This window comes from Cognatiyoonia sp. IB215182 (assembly GCF_033963905.1).
Lineage (GTDB): Bacteria > Pseudomonadota > Alphaproteobacteria > Rhodobacterales > Rhodobacteraceae > Yoonia.
The window spans coordinates 49,983-64,063 of the sequence record NZ_JAXBMB010000005.1 but is presented as its reverse complement, the minus strand read 5'-3'; the positions used below and the strand labels follow the sequence as shown (position 1 = coordinate 64,063).

Genomic DNA, 14,081 nt, shown 5'->3' with positions numbered 1-14,081 from the left:
ATGGCAAGAGAATACCTCAAAAGGGCCACGCTCACCGCTCAGTCGGATGCGACGGATGTGCATGAAATCGTCAGCGGTATTCTGGCCGATATCGAAAGTGGCGGCGATGATGCAGCGCGAGAATATGCTGCGAAGTTCGACAAATATGAAGGCAACATCATCCTCACTAAGGAGGAAATTGCGGCCGCCGCTGACCTTGTCCCGGAAAAGCTGAAGGCAGATATTCAGTTTGCCCACGACAACGTCCGCCGCTTTGCAGAGGCACAGAAGGCTACGGTCAGCAACGTCGAGGTTGAGATTGTGCCGGGTATGATTGCCGGCCAAAAGGCGATCCCGGTTGATGCGGCGGGATGCTACGTGCCGGGCGGGCGGTATAGCCACATCGCCTCTGCCATCATGACCGTCACTACGGCCAAGGTTGCCGGGTGCCGCCATATCACCGCCGCCTCGCCACCGCGCCCTGGTGTCGGTGTGGCCCCCGCCGTTGTCTATGCCGCGCATGTTTGCGGGGCGGACACGATCATGGCGATGGGTGGTGTGCAGGGCGTTGCTGCGATGACCTTTGGCCTCTTTGGTCTGCCAAAGGCCAATATCCTCGTCGGTCCTGGCAACCAGTTCGTGGCGGAGGCCAAGCGCATCCTCTTTGGTCGCGTGGGCATCGACATGATTGCGGGGCCAACGGACAGCCTGATTCTCGCCGATGGTAAGGCGGATCCGATGATCGTCGCGGTTGACCTCGTCAGTCAGGCCGAGCATGGCTACAACTCACCGGTTTGGCTGGTGACCGACAGCCGCGATCTGGCGGAAAAGGTGATGGAGCTTGTGCCGGCGCTGATAGACGATCTTCCGGAATTGAACCGCGAAAATGCCAAAGCAGCCTGGCGTGACTATGCTGAAGTGATCCTGTGCGCGGACCGGGAAGAAATGGCGGCGACGTCAGACGATTACGCGCCAGAGCACCTGACCGTCCAGGCCGAGGACCTTGATTGGTGGTTGGAGCGGCTGAGCTGTTACGGGTCGCTGTTTCTGGGCGAGGAAACGACGGTGTCCTACGGCGACAAGGCGAGTGGGACGAACCATGTTCTGCCGACCTCTGGGGCCGCCTCCTATACCGGTGGATTGTCTGTCCACAAATATATGAAGATCGTAACCTGGCAGCGCGCGACGCGCGACGGGTCCAAACGCGTGGCCCTTGCCACCGCCCGGATTTCACGGCTTGAGGGGATGGAGGGTCATGCCCGTGCGGCTGATGTGCGTTTGGCCAAATACTTCCCTGGTGAGAATTTCGATCTCAGCGCAAATGAATGACCCCCGTCAGCTTTTTGACCTGACGGGACGCGTGGCCTGCGTAACAGGGGCGAGTTCCGGCTTGGGTCGACGGGCGGCGAGCGTTCTGGCAGCAGCTGGGGCGCGGGTTGTCGGTGTCGCCCGCCGGGCAGAGGCTTTGGCGGAGTGGGTGGCCGCGACGGGGGACAGGGCCAAGGCAGTGGCCGCTGATCTGTCGCAGCGTGACAGGCTTGGCGATATCGCAGCGGACGTGTCCGATGCCTTTGGCCCACCAGACATCGTGGTTCATGCGGCGGGCATCAACACACGCGAAGCGGCTGATGATGTCACACCTGGCGCGTGGGACATAACAATGAACCTGAACCTCGCCGCCCCATTCTTCCTCAGTCAGGCTTTTGCCCCGGCAATGAAGGCCAAAGGGTGGGGGCGGATCGTCAGTTTTGCCTCCCTCCAGACAACGCGCGCCTTCCCCGGTGGCCTCAGTTACGGCGCATCCAAGGCCGGCATCGCCCAACTGACCCGCGCAATGGCCGAAGCTTGGTCAAAAGACGGGATCACTGCGAATGCGCTAGGCCCCGGATTTTTCCCAACGGAGTTGACCGGCCCAGTCTTTGCAGACCCTGACCGCGCCGCGCGCAATGCCGCGCAGACCTGTGCCGGTCGCAATGGCGAACTCGCAGATATCGACGGGCCGCTCTTGTTCTTGTGCTCGGACGCGTCGGCTTATGTGACGGGGCAGGTTCTGATGGTCGACGGGGGGTTCACTGCGAAATGAAGGCGCTGGTTTACGAAGGCCCCGAACAACTCAGCCTGCGCGACGCGCCGGACCCTGTGCTGACGGAGGATCAGCACCTGGTCAAGGTGGTGGCGGTCGGCATCTGCGGCTCTGACATGCATGCCTATCTGGGTCATGACGAACGCCGACCGGCGCCTCTGATCCTGGGCCACGAGGCGGCAGGAGTGATCGTCGGTGGGCCGCGCGATGGGGAGCGTGTGACGCTGAACCCGCTGGTCACATGTGGCATCTGCGAGGCCTGCTTGACAGGGCGGGATAACCTTTGCCCCGAACGTATGATCATCTCCATGCCCCCGCGCGAGGGGGCGTTTGCCCAATATGTGGTGATGCGGGCTGAGAACCTGATCACTGTGCCGGGGCATGTCTCATTGGAAAAGGCTGCCCTGGCAGAGCCGATTGCCTGCGGCTGGCATGCCGTGCGGCTGGCGAAGGAGCGGCTGGGCGCGGGCAGCCACACAGCGCTTGTTCTTGGCGGTGGTGCGATTGGCCTCGGCGCTGCATTGTCGCTGGTGGCACAAGGTGTGCATGACATCACAATGGTCGAGCCGAACGAAGGCAGGCGAGAATACCTGACCGACAAATGCCGACAACACGCCATCGCGCCCGATGATCTGACCAGCGACATGATGTTCGACATTGTCATCGACGGCGTTGGCTATGCAAAAACGCGCGCCACCGCCTCGGCCCATGCAAAGCCCGGCGGTGTGATCGCCCATATCGGGCTGGGCGAGGCGACGGGTGGTCTGGATGTCCGGCGGATGACCCTGCAAGAGATCACGTTCATCGGCACCTACACCTACACCGCGCAAGACTTTCGCGACACGGCACAAGCGATCTTTGACGGTCGCCTCGGTCCGCTCGATTGGGTCGAGACGCGCGCGCTTGCTGACGGCCCTGCCGCGTTCGCCGATATCCGTGCGGGCCATGTCGCGGCACCCAAGATCATCCTTCACCCCTGAACCTGCTATACCAACAGGAGAACACCAGACGTGGACATCAATCAGAAAATCGTCGACGACTTTGTCGCCAACGATGTCTCATTCATTACAACAGTGCCGTGCAAGCAGCTGGCTGGTGTCATCGACGCCGTTGAGGCGCATGACAGCATCTATCACATCCCCTCAAACAAGGAGGATGAGGGGATGGGCCTTTGCGCTGGTGCCTTCATGGGCGGCAAGCGCCCCGCGATCATCATGCAGAACACCGCGATTGGCGTAACGATCAACACGCTGACCACGCTGATCCAGTATTACCGGATGCCGTTGCCGATGCTGATCAGCTATCGGGGCGAACTGCGCGAACCGATCGCCTGTCAGGTCGAGATGGCGGTGCATACGAAGGCGCTTCTGGCGCAGTTGAACATCCCCACCTATCACTTCCACTGGCAGAAGGATGTCGAAGAGTTCGACAACATCCTGAAATACACCTTCATGTGCAACAAACCCGTGGCCATCCTGACCGATGCCAATTTCTGGGGAGGCTATGGCGACCAATGATCCGTTCTGAAATCCTGCGTGAGATCGCACCTATCATTCGTGACCATCTGGTGATCTGCAACATCGGCCTGCCCAGTCAGGAACTTCATTCCATCGACGACCAGCCCACCAACTTTTACATGTTGGGGACGATGGGCTTGTCGTCTTCAATTGGCCTTGGGCTGGCCCTGGCCCAGGACAAGACGGTCATTTCGATTGATGGCGACGGCTCCGTGCTGACAAATATGGGAACACTGCCCACCATCGCGAACAATGTGGCCGACAACTACATCCTTTTGATCATCGACAATGGCTCTTATGGCTCCACAGGGGATCAGCCGACCTACACGGGCAAGAAGACCTCTTTGACGGCGGTAGCCAAGGCGTGCGGCTGCGAGAACGTGATTGAGGTTCAAGACAAAGACCTTGGACCGGTCCTGCAAAAGGCGATTGATGATCGCAAGATGACCGTGATTGTGTGCAAATGCGACAGCGGCAATATCAAACTGCCTGTCATCACGATGGACCCAGTGGTCATTCGCGACCGTTTCATGAAAGCTGTCGCCAACTGAACGCGCCGCCAGCCCGGGCGGAAAAGGAAACCTGATGCAGCCGCTGCGGGGCATTCTCTACAAAGTCATGTCCGTGGCGCTGTTCATGGGCATGGCAAGCCTGGTCAAGGCGGCATCGGCAGATGTGCCGCCAGGCCAGGCCGTCTTCTTTCGGTCATTCTTTGCATTACCAATCATCTTTGGCTGGTTGGCCCTGCGGGGAGAGTTGCGCGACGGCTGGAAGACAAAGAATCCGATGGGCCATTTCTGGCGTGGGCTGATCGGTACCAGCGCGATGGGTCTGGGCTTTACCGCGCTGGGGCTCTTGCCGCTGCCCGAGGTGACGGCCATCGGTTATGCCGCGCCGATTTTTGTGGTGATCTTTGCCGCGATGTTTCTGGGGGAAAAAGTGCGCGCGTTCCGCCTGTCTGCGGTAGGGCTTGGCATGATCGGCGTCCTGATCGTGCTGTCGCCACGGCTGAGCCTTGGTGGGACGCTCGACGTTGCGCAGACTTTGGGCGCGGTCGTGGCATTGATGGGCGCGATTTTTGCCGCGCTTGCGCATGTGTTCGTGCGCAAGATGGTGGCGACCGAGACCACCGCAGCCATTGTGTTCTGGTTTACGGTGACGTCCTCGGTTCTGGCGCTTTTCACTCTGCCCTGGGGCTGGGTGATGCCGGACCTGTCAGTCGCCGCGATGCTGGTCAGCGCGGGGCTTTTAGGCGGGGTCGGCCAGATCTGCCTGACCTCGAGCTACCGTTACGCCGATGCCTCGCTTGTCGCACCGTTTGATTACACGTCAATGATCCTGGCGCTGACCATTGGATATCTCGTCTTTGATGAAGTTCCGACAGGCACGATGCTAATAGGTGCAATGATTGTGATGATCGCCGGAGTGCTGATCATCTGGCGTGAACGGCGGCTGGGTCTCCAACGTGCGCAGCAGCGCAAAGCCACCGGGCATTCGGGCAACTAACTCGCCCGGCTCGGCACCCCGAAGCGAAAGAAGAAATCGCGGATATGCGCCAGCTTGCGGGCAAGTCCCGGCGGCGCTTTGTGCACACGCAAGCCAAGCTCAGAATAGATTGGCCAGAGATGCACTGACTCATCAGGTGACAAATGCGCGGCAAGTTGCGATGGACTGCCGCCTTCCGGATCCAGAAACCTGCGCGGAATGTTGAAGGGCAGGGATCCGCGTGCGCGGGCCATGACTTTTTGATTGATACGCACCAGTTGGCGCGGATCCACATCCTGCCTTTCGACCGCCAATTGATGCGACCGGTAGTAACCTGTGTCCCAGTTCAAAAGAAGCTGCGCAAAGATGTCAGATGGGCCGGGTCTGGTCGGCAGCGGGCGCGGTACATCCAGATACTGGCCGGGATCGCTGCGAAAGAAGGCATGGACGGCGACGGCAAAGTCGCATTGTGTTTGACTGATCATCCAGTGGACCAGCGTATCATGCTCCGGACCACGGGTGCGGCGGATCGTTTCAAGCCACAGTTCCTGCGGCGACGACTTCAAAATGTTGCGAAGCGTCTCTTCTGTATGGTTCGGAAATAATGGTCTGGTGCGGATCTGTGTCATGTTTTTATAGGTGTGGTTAGCGTCAGCCTTAGCGCTTAATCCGGGCCGAACTTGGGCCAAGATAAGACTTTGCTTTGCCGTCAATCTCGTCTGGTTTGAATACATGTCGTTTGATTAGACGCGCGAATCTGTCTGCGTCTGTGCTATAATGCACGTATCAGACCGAGGAGGAGACCATGAAAAAGCATATTTTGGATCGCCCGCGGACAGCGCGCAAAAGCTGGCTCGGCCAAGCGTTGCGCATCGAAAGAGGGGCGCTACCCAGCCGCCACAGCCTGCGTTTGCAGCGCCGCCTTCGGGCAACGAGTGCCAAGCGACGGGTGCTGCACTTTGTCAGGATCGCACGGCAGGATGAAAAAGAGCGCGGCGCTCAGGTCTAGCGGGTAATACGCACCATGCGGACGCTGTTTCGCATGGTGCTTGCGTAACGCCCCTAGAGGCGGACCGTTTTTTCGTATTCCTCAGCAATATCGCGTGTCATTGCGCCGACCTCAAAGTTGTAGTCGCCGATCTGGCCGACAGGTGTGACCTCGGCGGCGGTGCCTGTGAGCCAGCACTGCTCGAACCCTTCGAGTTCTTCCGGCATTATCACCCGCTCATGCACCTTGATCTGGTGGTGCTCCAGCATGCCGATCACCGTCTGGCGCGTGATCCCGTTGAGGAATGCATCGGGTGTCGGGGTATGAACTTCGCCATCCTTGACGAAAAAGATGTTTGCGCCCGTCGCTTCAGCCACATAGCCGCGATAGTCGAACATCATCGCGTCCGAGCATCCTTTGGCCTCGGCGGCGTGTTTTGACATGGTAGCGATCATGTATAGCCCCGCCGCTTTGGCCTGTGAGGGCGCGGTTTCAGGGCTGGGGCGTTTCCATTTGGCGATATCGAGCTTGGCGCCTTTGTATTTCGCATCGCCATAATAGCTGCCCCATTCCCAGCAGGCCACGGCCAGATGGACGGGGTTAGCAGCAGATGCGACACCCATCATGTCCCCCGCACCACGCCAGGCGACCGCGCGGACATAGGCATCTGTCAAACCATTGGCTTCCAGTGCAGCTACCTTGGCGGCTTCAATCTCATCAACAGTGTAGGGAATTTCCACATCAATCAGCTTGCCTGAACGGATCAGACGTTCCGAATGTTCGCGTGATTTGAAGATCTTGCCGCCATAGCAGCGCTCACCCTCAAACACCGAAGAGGCGTAGTGCATCGCGTGGGTCAGGATGTGAACATTGGCCGAGCGCCAGTCCACCAGCTGCCCATCCATCCAGATTTTGCCGTCCCTGTCATCATATCCGCCAGTCATCACAGCCTCCGCTTGATTTGCAATAATTACGTCGATAGGTCCGTTTCGGACATAATATTGCGCAATTTCTGCGTTTCGCTATCAGTTGATTCTTGGAATGTCAACAAAGCTGACGTATTGTGATGGGCAGTATCGCGGGAGGGCCGCAATGGCGGAAGGGTTGCAACCCCAGCTTGGACAAAGTCTTCTGTTCCTGACGGATGAGCAGTTGCGCAAGGGGATCGAGGCGATGTTTTTTGCCTATCGCGGCTTCACTGCTGACCCTGATCGCATTCTGGCGCAAAAGGGCTATGGCCGCGCGCATCATCGCGCCATTCACTTTATACACCGCAGCCCCGGCACGACCGTCAATAACCTTCTGTCGATCCTTGGCGTGACAAAACAATCGCTTAATCGTGTGTTGCGCACATTGATCGAGGACGGTTTGGTAGAAAGCACCGTGGGCACCCGTGACAAGCGCGAACGCCATTTGCACCTGACAGAGGAGGGTGCCGCGTTGGAACGGGCATTGTCGGACGCGCAGCGGGACCGGATGCGCGCGGCTTATCGCGCGGCTGGTCCTGTCGCTGTGGCTGGATTTCGGCAGGTGCTTGAGGCAATGATGGATGAAGAGACGCGCCACCATTACGAGGCGATGAAGGACAAGACCGAATGAGTGTTGATGATGCCCACCTTTTAATTGTTGACGATGACGAACGCATTCGGGGCTTGCTACAAAAATTCCTGATGCGCTCTGGCTTTCTGGTCAGCACCGCGCGTGACGCCGCCCATGCCCGCAGGGTGCTGTCGGGGCTTGAGTTTGATCTGATCGTGCTGGACGTAATGATGCCAGGTGAGGATGGCATGGCGCTCTGCCGTGATCTGCGCAAATCGATCACCACGCCGATCATGTTGCTGACCGCCAAGGGTGAGACCGATGACCGGATCACGGGGTTGGAGGCCGGGGCGGATGATTACCTCGCCAAACCGTTTGAACCCAAGGAATTGCTCTTGCGGATCAACGCGATCCTGCGCCGCGTTCCTGCGACCGAGCCTGCAGTCGTTCTTCCGAAGGTGCTTAACCTTGGGCCTGTCCGTTATGACATCGAGCGCGGCGAGATGTGGCAGGGCGACCAACTGGTGCGCCTGACCGCCACCGAAAGCCAGTTGATGCGGATATTCTCCGGTTGCCCTGGTGAGGCCGTCACCCGCGCGCGTCTGGTCGAGGAACTCAGCCGCTCTGGCGGACAAACGCAGGAGCGTGCGGTGGATGTGCAGATCACAAGGCTCCGCCGCAAGATCGAAGCCGATCCGAAGCAGCCGCGCTATCTGCAAACGGTGCGCGGGGCCGGGTACATGCTGGCGCCGGAGTGAAGCCGGCAAAGTAGCTTGGCAGACGACCCGTGTTGACCCAGTGAGCTTCACTGCAGTCATGCCGACGCATGTCAACAATGTGACGTCGGGTCAATCACCATGACTTGAGTCAAATACATCACGGGGTTGCCGATGATATCGTCCAAGCATGAGACGTCACGGCAGGCGTGACGCGTTCAAGCAATCACGAACTGCGTCTGCTGGCCAGGATGATGAGAGGGCAGTCTGATATGTCAACACATGGGTCACATTCCTGGCAAGCAGATCTCGCCCTTGAGCGGCCCCCTGGTACCGTACCTTTGGCGCAACTTGTTGAAAGGTGCACGAGCTGTGGTGACTGCGTTGCGGTATGCCCAGTCTATGCGCTTCTTCTTGATGGCGCAGGTTTGCCCTACTTCGTGGATAAGGTGGCATGCACGGAATGCGGTCTTTGCGCGGATGTCTGCGTCTATGGCGGCATTACTCTTACAGAGAAAACCGCCCGGGCGCTGCGAATGCGGAAACGTCGCGATGCGCAATTGGAGGTCGTTCGCAGCTAGCGCGTAGGTAAACACCCCTCCTTTTGGCCCAACGCCGCGATCAATCCTGTTGTACTTGTCGTTGAAAATGGGTTCTCTGCGCCCCATGACAACAGCTTTGATTTCGCATGACGACTGCTACGACCATGTTACTCCTCCCGGCCATCCGGAACAGGTGGCGCGGCTGGATGCGGTTCTGGGGGCGCTGAAAGGTTTTGATCTTGAGCGCGTGAAGGCGCCGCTTGCGGCAGAAGATGACCTGTTGCGCGTGCATCCCAAGGCGCATGTCGAGGCTATCCGCGCAGCGGCACCTGCCGAAGGGTGGCGCTCGCTCGATGCGGATACGCATATGTCGGTCGGCAGCTTGCAGGCTGCTTATCGCGCGGCGGGCGGTGTTGTGCGCGCTGTGGATATGGTCCTCGGCGGTGAGGTTGCGAATGCCTTCGCCGCGATGCGCCCACCCGGTCACCATGCGGAACGCGAAACGGCGATGGGCTTTTGCTTTTTCGGCAATGTGGCCATCGGGGCCAAACATGCGCTCGACCATCACGGGCTTGAGCGTGTGGCCATTGTCGATTTTGACGTCCATCACGGCAACGGCACGCAGGATCTGGTAGAGGATGATGCGCGGATCCTCTTCTGCTCCACCCATCAATCACCGCTCTTCCCAGGCACGGGTGCGGCGGATGAAACGGGCGTCGGCAACGTGCTGAACGTGCCACTGCCCGCAGGCACGGGGTCAAAGGCGTTTCGCGACGTGATGGAGCGGGTGGTCCTGCCGCGCGTCGATGGATTTGCTCCACAACTTCTGCTGATTTCCGCTGGATTTGATGCACATGAGGCTGATCCATTGGCAGTCATGGAATTGACGGCCGAGGATTTTGGCTGGGTGACAGGTCGTTTATGCGATCTGGCCGACAAACACTGCACGGGCCGGGTGGTGTCGGCGCTCGAAGGGGGCTATGACCTGCCCGCATTGGGTGCGTCCGCTGCCGCCCATGTGCAGGTGTTAGAGGAGAGAGGCCGATGAGCGACATTGATCAGATGAGCTTTGAGGACGCGATCAAAGAGCTTGAAACGGTCGTGGGTCAACTGGAACGTGGTGACGTGGCGCTGGACGAAAGCATCGCCCTTTATGAACGCGGCGCGGCCCTGAAAGCGCGGTGCGAGGCCAAGCTGAAAGAGGCGGAAGAGAAGGTCGCGAAAATCACCCTCGGCGAAGGGGGCGAGCCCACGGGAACCGCCCCGCTGGATGGCTGAAATGACGATCCGCATCGCCGCCCTTGAACGCCGCCCCTTACAGGATGCCATGGTCCAAGCGGCCAAAATCGCCGAGGCGCGCATCGGCTTTGCGCTCAGCGGGCTCGACGGTGTTGTGCCCGAAGCGATGCTTTATGCCGTGACAGGCGGCAAAGCGCTGCGGTCCTTTCTGGCGCTGGAGACGGCGCGGCTGCACGGCATCAACCCGGCCTCGGCGGCCGGTGCGGCGGCGGCGATTGAGGCGATCCACGCCTATTCGCTGATCCATGACGACCTGCCGTGTATGGATGATGACGATCTGCGCCGTGGCCAGCCCTCGGTTCATAAAAAATGGGATGAGGCGACTGCCGTTCTGGCGGGTGACGGGTTGCAGGCGCTGGCTTTCGAATTGCTGATGCAGGCCGAATGCGCACCACGCGCCAAGCTGAACCTTGTCATCAGCCTCGCCAATGCGGCTGGGATTCGCGGCATGGTCGGCGGGCAGGCGGCGGATATCGCAGCGGAGCAAGCGACGACACCACTGACGCTTGACAAAATCATGGACCTGCAAGCCGGCAAGACCGGTGCCCTGATCGGCTGGTCGGCCCTTGTCGGCCCCCGCATGGCCGAGGCAGAGCGTGAGCCGCTGTCGATCTACGGTGCCAATCTGGGCCTCGCCTTTCAGATCGCGGACGACATTCTGGATATCACCGGCGATGCAGACGCGATGGGCAAAGCCGTAGGCAAGGATGCGGCGGCGGGCAAAGCCACGTTTGTTTCTCACCTCGGGCTCGATGGGGCAAAAGGCCGCGCGGCGGAACTGGTGGCAGAGGCTTGCGATGCGCTATCTCCTTACGGTGACGACGCAGAGACGTTGAAAGAGGCCGCGCAATTCGTGATTGCGCGCACGCATTAGGAAAGGTCGCCATGTCAGACCAACCCAACACCCCCATCCTCGACAGAGTGAACACGCCCGACGACATGAAGGACATGTCGGATGGCGAATTGCGCCAACTGGCTGACGAATTGCGGGCAGAGACGATTTCGGCAGTGTCAGTCACGGGCGGGCATCTGGGGGCCGGGCTTGGTGTGGTGGAACTGACGGTCGCCTTGCATGCGGTCTTCGATGCGCCCAAGGACAAGATCATCTGGGACGTCTCGCATCAATGCTACCCGCACAAGATCCTGACTGGCAGGCGTGACCGTATCCGCACCTTACGTATGGAAGGCGGGTTGAGCGGTTTTACCAAGCGGAGCGAAAGCCCCTATGACCCGTTCGGCGCGGCCCATTCCAGCACGTCGATCTCGGCGGCTTTGGGCTTTGCCGTCGCCCGTGATCTGGGCGGCATGGGTGGCGACGCGATTGCCGTGATCGGCGATGGTGCGATGTCGGCAGGCATGGCCTATGAAGCTATGAACAATGCCGGCCATCTGGGCAAACGCCTGATCGTGATCCTTAACGACAACGAAATGTCGATTGCCCCGCCAACCGGCGCGATGTCGTCCTATCTGTCCCGCCTTTATGCCGGTGAGCCGTTTCAGGAATTCAAGGCCGCTGCCAAAGGCGCGGTTTCCTTGTTACCCGAGCCCTTCCGCGAAGGAGCGAAGCGTGCCAAGGATATGCTGAAGCATATGACGGTTGGTGGAACGTTGTTCGAGGAACTAGGTTTTTCCTATCTCGGCCCCATCGACGGGCACGATATGGAACAGTTGCTCTCCGTCCTGCGCACCGTCAAAGTCCGCGCCGATGGCCCAATCCTGATCCACGCGATCACGAAGAAGGGCAAGGGCTATGCCCCGGCCGAGATGGCGAGCGACAAGGGCCACGCGACCGCCAAATTCGACGTCATTACCGGCAAGCAGAAAAAGGCGCAAAGCAACGCGCCCTCCTACACGTCCGTCTTTGCCGATACGCTGATCAAGCTTGCCGCCGACGACCCCAAGATCTGCGCGATCACGGCGGCCATGCCGGACGGCACCGGCCTTTCCAAATTCATGGAGCGTTACGCGAGCCGCTGTTTCGACGTCGGTATCGCCGAGCAACACGCCGTGACCTTCAGCGCGGGTCTTGCCGCAGGCGGCATGCGGCCCTTCTGCGCGCTTTATTCAACCTTCCTGCAACGCGGCTACGATCAGGTGGTGCATGACGTGGCCATCCAACGCCTGCCGGTGCGTTTCGCCATCGACCGTGCCGGTCTTGTTGGTGCCGATGGCGCCACCCATGCCGGATCATTTGACGTTGGTTACCTCTCAAACCTGCCCGGCTTTGTCGTGATGGCCGCAGCGGATGAAGCCGAATTGGTCCACATGGTCGCCACCGCCGCTGCCTACGACAAGGGACCCATCGCCTTCCGCTTTCCACGCGGCGAAGGCGCGGGCGTTGAGATGCCGGAAAACTCCGCAACGCTGGAAATCGGGAAAGGCCGCATGATCCGCGAGGGCAAAGAGGTCGCGATCCTGTCCTTCGGAACGCGCCTGCAAGAGGTTCTGAAAGCCTGCGAAGCCTTGGAGGCGAAGGGCATCACACCAACCATCGCCGATGCGCGCTTTGCCAAACCGCTCGACCGGGATCTGATCCTGAAACTCGCCACTGAGCATGACGCGCTGATCACCATCGAAGAGGGTGCAGTGGGCGGCTTCGGCAGCCACGTTGCCCAGCTTTTGGCCGAAGAGGGCGTGTTCGATCACGGGCTGAAATACCGCTCCATGGTTCTGCCAGACATCTTCATCGATCAAGCCAGCCCCAATGCCATGTATGACGTGGCCGCGATGAACGCAGAGCATATCGAAGCGAAGGTGCTGGATGTGCTGGGCGTGGCGGTCTTAGAAAAACGGGCGTAAGACCCGACTCCGGAAGGGGCCGTTTTTTACCAGATGCTGCCATACGCAGAAACGATCCGTTCGGCTGCTTGCCATATGTGCAAAACCAGCGGCTGACGCCAGCTTTGCACAGCGCACTATCGCATCCCGGACACGATCGCGGGCCTCTGCCCCTTTTTTGCCATGCGTCACCGCGTATCGCCAGCACCGGCTTGCTTATTGGGGCAGCGCCAGCCGCCTTTTGCCAAGCCCATACCTTGATGCAGGCCACATCGTGTCCATGCCCTGCATCAAGAGCTGTCTAAATGAAAGGCCACAAGAGCGACGATGGGCCACGCGGCGCTGAGCGCGGGGCCCAAAATATCGCAGGTCAACCGCTCCGCGCAGTGCCGAAATACAAGACAATAAAGCTGTTGTAGTCCTCGTCGTCTTCGCCACTGCCCATCGGTGCGAAGAAATGACTGCCGACTTTAGGGGGAGTTCCAGCGTTGACATTGTATTGATAGTCACGGAACTCAATACCACCCCCTGTGTTTTCAGCGTAGTTCCAATGCGCGCCAAGTCCGACCATCTCATCGGTCTCGTAACCCCAGACGCAGAACCGCGTACCGGGGTTTGTTTTTTTCATGTAAGCGGTGACTTCGTCGTGGTTCTTGAAGTTATTCCACAGTCCGAACTGGTAGCCCTTCAACTCTGAATGTCCCTGGACCAAGCCAATGGTGGAGTTGATTACCGCCTGCAGCTGTGCGTCCGCATTAAGGGAGCCGTGGCCAAATGCCTTTGAGACGGCGTCGTCAGACTGGCCCGTCGCCCGCATCATCGTCTGCACTTGTTTTGTATTCATACCAAGAACACCACCAAGCGAACACATAAGGCAATTCGCTGTTTTGTCGCTGCCTACCCCATGATTCACGTAATCGACCATTCTATATTATCCTATTTTGGTTGGACGGACCCCCAGACGAAACACTAATCAGCTATGGCATCAGGTGCAACGGTTCCGCCGGGACCTTCCATTTAACTCGTTAAAAATGTGTTTACCTGGACCTGCCAAGTGTCAGTCGCCATCAGCTTGGCAGCACAAGGCTGCGGTCCAAAAGCGATAAACAAAAACAGCAGCATCCAGCTGGACATGCCGAAGTACCTGACAATCGC

The 14,081-nt window shown here is 59.3% G+C and carries 17 protein-coding genes; 14 read left to right on the top strand and 3 right to left on the bottom strand.

Annotation, left to right across the window (positions count from 1 at the left end; genetic code table 11):
- The 6 genes from hisD to SLH47_RS11170 are packed head-to-tail and all read left to right on the top strand — an operon-like array spanning position 1 to position 5,085.
- On the top strand, positions 1–1,308 hold the full coding sequence (gene hisD, locus SLH47_RS11195) for a histidinol dehydrogenase (RefSeq protein ID WP_320239938.1): 1,308 nt from the start codon (positions 1–3) through the stop codon (positions 1,306–1,308).
- Complete coding sequence (locus SLH47_RS11190; RefSeq protein ID WP_320239595.1) at positions 1,301–2,062, top strand: SDR family NAD(P)-dependent oxidoreductase; 762 nt, start codon at positions 1,301–1,303, stop codon at positions 2,060–2,062. The genes hisD and SLH47_RS11190 overlap by 8 nt, the downstream gene beginning before the upstream one ends.
- A complete protein-coding gene (locus tag SLH47_RS11185; RefSeq protein WP_320239594.1) occupies positions 2,059–3,042 on the top strand; it encodes an alcohol dehydrogenase catalytic domain-containing protein in 984 nt (327 codons plus the stop codon). The genes SLH47_RS11190 and SLH47_RS11185 overlap by 4 nt, the downstream gene beginning before the upstream one ends.
- A gap of 30 nt (positions 3,043–3,072) precedes the next feature.
- Positions 3,073–3,579, top strand: coding sequence for a thiamine pyrophosphate-binding protein (locus SLH47_RS11180; RefSeq protein WP_320239593.1), 507 nt, complete (start codon positions 3,073–3,075; stop codon positions 3,577–3,579).
- On the top strand, positions 3,576–4,130 hold the full coding sequence (comE, locus tag SLH47_RS11175; RefSeq protein WP_320239592.1) for a sulfopyruvate decarboxylase subunit beta: 555 nt from the start codon (positions 3,576–3,578) through the stop codon (positions 4,128–4,130). The genes SLH47_RS11180 and comE overlap by 4 nt, the downstream gene beginning before the upstream one ends.
- Before the next feature lie 34 nt (positions 4,131–4,164).
- Positions 4,165–5,085: a DMT family transporter gene (locus tag SLH47_RS11170; RefSeq protein WP_320239591.1), complete on the top strand. Its 921-nt coding sequence runs from the start codon at positions 4,165–4,167 to the stop codon at positions 5,083–5,085.
- Here SLH47_RS11170 and SLH47_RS11165 read toward each other — a convergent pair.
- A complete protein-coding gene (locus SLH47_RS11165) occupies positions 5,082–5,630 on the bottom strand; it encodes a hypothetical protein (protein WP_320239590.1) in 549 nt (182 codons plus the stop codon). The genes SLH47_RS11170 and SLH47_RS11165 overlap by 4 nt on opposite strands.
- A gap of 239 nt (positions 5,631–5,869) precedes the next feature.
- On the opposite strand from SLH47_RS11165, the gene SLH47_RS11160 reads away from it, so the two are divergent.
- Positions 5,870–6,073, top strand: a complete 204-nt coding sequence (locus tag SLH47_RS11160) for a hypothetical protein (protein WP_320239589.1) — start codon at positions 5,870–5,872, stop codon at positions 6,071–6,073.
- Between the two features lie 53 nt (positions 6,074–6,126).
- Here SLH47_RS11160 and SLH47_RS11155 read toward each other — a convergent pair whose 3' ends face one another.
- Positions 6,127–6,996 carry a branched-chain amino acid aminotransferase gene (locus SLH47_RS11155; RefSeq protein WP_320239588.1) on the bottom strand — a complete coding sequence of 290 codons (870 nt, stop codon included), beginning with the start codon at positions 6,994–6,996 and terminating at the stop codon, positions 6,127–6,129.
- A gap of 148 nt (positions 6,997–7,144) precedes the next feature.
- Here SLH47_RS11155 and SLH47_RS11150 point away from each other — a divergent pair, with 148 nt between their 5' ends.
- The 7 genes from SLH47_RS11150 (at position 7,145) to dxs (ending at position 12,947) form a co-directional block, all read left to right on the top strand.
- On the top strand, positions 7,145–7,651 hold the full coding sequence (locus SLH47_RS11150) for a MarR family winged helix-turn-helix transcriptional regulator (RefSeq protein ID WP_320239587.1): 507 nt from the start codon (positions 7,145–7,147) through the stop codon (positions 7,649–7,651).
- On the top strand, positions 7,648–8,349 hold the full coding sequence (locus SLH47_RS11145; RefSeq protein WP_320239586.1) for a response regulator: 702 nt from the start codon (positions 7,648–7,650) through the stop codon (positions 8,347–8,349). Before SLH47_RS11150 ends, SLH47_RS11145 begins: the two co-directional genes overlap by 4 nt.
- Before the next feature lie 209 nt (positions 8,350–8,558).
- Complete coding sequence (locus SLH47_RS11140; RefSeq protein ID WP_320239585.1) at positions 8,559–8,888, top strand: ATP-binding protein; 330 nt, start codon at positions 8,559–8,561, stop codon at positions 8,886–8,888.
- Positions 8,889–8,973: 85 nt separating this feature from the next.
- On the top strand, positions 8,974–9,897 hold the full coding sequence (locus tag SLH47_RS11135) for a histone deacetylase family protein (RefSeq protein WP_320239584.1): 924 nt from the start codon (positions 8,974–8,976) through the stop codon (positions 9,895–9,897).
- Complete coding sequence (locus SLH47_RS11130) at positions 9,894–10,127, top strand: exodeoxyribonuclease VII small subunit (RefSeq protein WP_320239583.1); 234 nt, start codon at positions 9,894–9,896, stop codon at positions 10,125–10,127. Before SLH47_RS11135 ends, SLH47_RS11130 begins: the two co-directional genes overlap by 4 nt.
- 1 nt (position 10,128) lies before the next feature.
- Positions 10,129–11,022 carry a polyprenyl synthetase family protein gene (locus SLH47_RS11125; RefSeq protein ID WP_413785636.1) on the top strand — a complete coding sequence of 298 codons (894 nt, stop codon included), beginning with the start codon at positions 10,129–10,131 and terminating at the stop codon, positions 11,020–11,022.
- 11 nt (positions 11,023–11,033) lie between these two features.
- The gene (gene dxs / locus SLH47_RS11120) at positions 11,034–12,947 is read left to right on the top strand and encodes a 1-deoxy-D-xylulose-5-phosphate synthase (protein ID WP_320239581.1); all 1,914 of its coding nucleotides are present in this window, start codon (positions 11,034–11,036) and stop codon (positions 12,945–12,947) included.
- 349 nt (positions 12,948–13,296) lie between these two features.
- Here dxs and SLH47_RS11115 read toward each other — a convergent pair whose 3' ends face one another.
- Positions 13,297–13,851, bottom strand: coding sequence for a hypothetical protein (locus SLH47_RS11115; RefSeq protein WP_320239580.1), 555 nt, complete (start codon positions 13,849–13,851; stop codon positions 13,297–13,299).
- Positions 13,852–14,081: the final 230 nt, after the last annotated feature.

Bases quoted from the DNA above. Each gene is read 5' to 3' on its own strand.
- comE (WP_320239592.1), top strand. From the start codon at position 3,576: ATGATCCGTTCTGAAATCCTGCGTGAGATCGCACCTATCATTCGTGAC.
- dxs (WP_320239581.1), top strand. From the start codon at position 11,034: ATGTCAGACCAACCCAACACCCCCATCCTCGACAGAGTGAACACGCCC.
- SLH47_RS11130 (WP_320239583.1), top strand. From the start codon at position 9,894: ATGAGCGACATTGATCAGATGAGCTTTGAGGACGCGATCAAAGAGCTT.
- SLH47_RS11115 (WP_320239580.1), bottom strand. From the start codon at position 13,851: ATGGTCGATTACGTGAATCATGGGGTAGGCAGCGACAAAACAGCGAAT.
- SLH47_RS11190 (WP_320239595.1), top strand. From the start codon at position 1,301: ATGAATGACCCCCGTCAGCTTTTTGACCTGACGGGACGCGTGGCCTGC.
- SLH47_RS11125 (WP_413785636.1), top strand. From the start codon at position 10,129: ATGACGATCCGCATCGCCGCCCTTGAACGCCGCCCCTTACAGGATGCC.
- SLH47_RS11185 (WP_320239594.1), top strand. From the start codon at position 2,059: ATGAAGGCGCTGGTTTACGAAGGCCCCGAACAACTCAGCCTGCGCGAC.
- SLH47_RS11160 (WP_320239589.1), top strand. From the start codon at position 5,870: ATGAAAAAGCATATTTTGGATCGCCCGCGGACAGCGCGCAAAAGCTGG.
- SLH47_RS11135 (WP_320239584.1), top strand. From the start codon at position 8,974: ATGACAACAGCTTTGATTTCGCATGACGACTGCTACGACCATGTTACT.
- SLH47_RS11155 (WP_320239588.1), bottom strand. From the start codon at position 6,996: ATGACTGGCGGATATGATGACAGGGACGGCAAAATCTGGATGGATGGG.
- SLH47_RS11170 (WP_320239591.1), top strand. From the start codon at position 4,165: ATGCAGCCGCTGCGGGGCATTCTCTACAAAGTCATGTCCGTGGCGCTG.
- hisD (WP_320239938.1), top strand. From the start codon at position 1: ATGGCAAGAGAATACCTCAAAAGGGCCACGCTCACCGCTCAGTCGGAT.
- SLH47_RS11150 (WP_320239587.1), top strand. From the start codon at position 7,145: ATGGCGGAAGGGTTGCAACCCCAGCTTGGACAAAGTCTTCTGTTCCTG.
- SLH47_RS11145 (WP_320239586.1), top strand. From the start codon at position 7,648: ATGAGTGTTGATGATGCCCACCTTTTAATTGTTGACGATGACGAACGC.
- SLH47_RS11140 (WP_320239585.1), top strand. From the start codon at position 8,559: ATGATGAGAGGGCAGTCTGATATGTCAACACATGGGTCACATTCCTGG.